Annotated in this window: 1 protein-coding gene; it reads right to left on the reverse strand. The window is 65.7% G+C overall.

Annotated features, from left to right (window positions below; translation table 11 throughout):
• Window positions 1-42 precede the first annotated feature (42 nt).
• Window positions 43-1,111, reverse strand: a protein-coding gene (locus NHL53_RS14540) for an IS3 family transposase (RefSeq protein ID WP_433777612.1) whose coding sequence is annotated in 2 segments (ribosomal slippage) — window positions 43-954 and window positions 957-1,111 — 1,067 coding nt annotated over the 2 segments. Because the reading frame shifts where the segments join, the coding sequence is not laid out codon by codon here. This gene is flagged as partial in the annotation.

Genomic DNA, 1,111 nt, shown 5'->3' on the forward strand with positions numbered 1-1,111 from the left:
GGGACTGCCCCGAGTTTGGTTGACGATCGGGGGTTGGCGTAGTTAGGCCGCGATTGCGGTCGTGTAGATCATCTCAAACTCGACCGGGGTGAGTTTCCCGAGGCCGCGTTGTCGGCGGCGTCGGTTGTACTTCGTCTCGATCCAACGGACCATCGCGAGGCGCAGATCGTGGCGGGTGTCCCACCGCCGGGTGTTCAGGACGTTCTTCTGCAGGAGCGCGAAGAAGGACTCCATGCTTGCGTTGTCCCCGGCTCCGTAGGAGCGGCCCATCGAGCCGACCAGGCCGTTGTTCAGCAGCAGACGTTGGACCTTCTTGGCCCGAAACTGACCGCCTCGGTCCGAGTGGCAAATCGTGCCCACAGGTGAGCGCAACGCGATCGCGTTCCGCATAGCCGCCATCGCGAGCGAGGACTTCATCCTGGTGTCGATGGAGTAGCCGACGATCTTGTTCGACCACACGTCCTTGATCGCGCAGATGTAGAGCTTGCCTTCCCGGGGCGGGTGCTCCGAGATGTCCCACAGCCACACCCTGTTCGGCCCGTCGGCGACGAACTCATGCCGCACGACGCCGTGCTCGTTGACGACCGCGAGGAGGTCGTCGTGCGGTGCCGGTCCCGTCGCGCCGGCCTTCGATGTCCGGGACTTGTGGTGGCTGGCGGTGATGCGTGCGATCCGGCACAACCGGTGCACACGGTTCTCGCCGACCGCGATGCCGTGCTCGTCGCGCAGTTCGTCGGTGATGAACCGGTAGCCCAACGTCGCATCGTCAGCATGGACGTCGCGGATCACGTCCAGCAGGTGCGCGTCGTCCCAGTCGCGACGGCTCACGGGATCCTTGAGCCACTTGTAGTACCCCTGAGGCGAAAGCCCCAGGACCCGGCACGCCACCGTGACCGGCACCCGGATCGGGGCGCCGGGCTCGGCCATCTCTCGGACGAGCGGGAAGACTATTTTCCCGGCAGGTTCGCCTGCGACAGGTACGCGGCCGCCCGGCGCAGGACCTCGTTCTCCTGCTCGAGCAGGCGGTTTCGCTTCTTCAGCTCGCGCAGCTCCTTGCGCTCGTCGTCGCTGAGGCCGGGACGCTTGCCGTCCTCGATGTCGGCCTTCTTCA

The sequence above is a fragment of the Microbacterium sp. gxy059 genome, from assembly GCF_050958665.1.
In the GTDB taxonomy this organism is placed as follows: domain Bacteria; phylum Actinomycetota; class Actinomycetes; order Actinomycetales; family Microbacteriaceae; genus Microbacterium.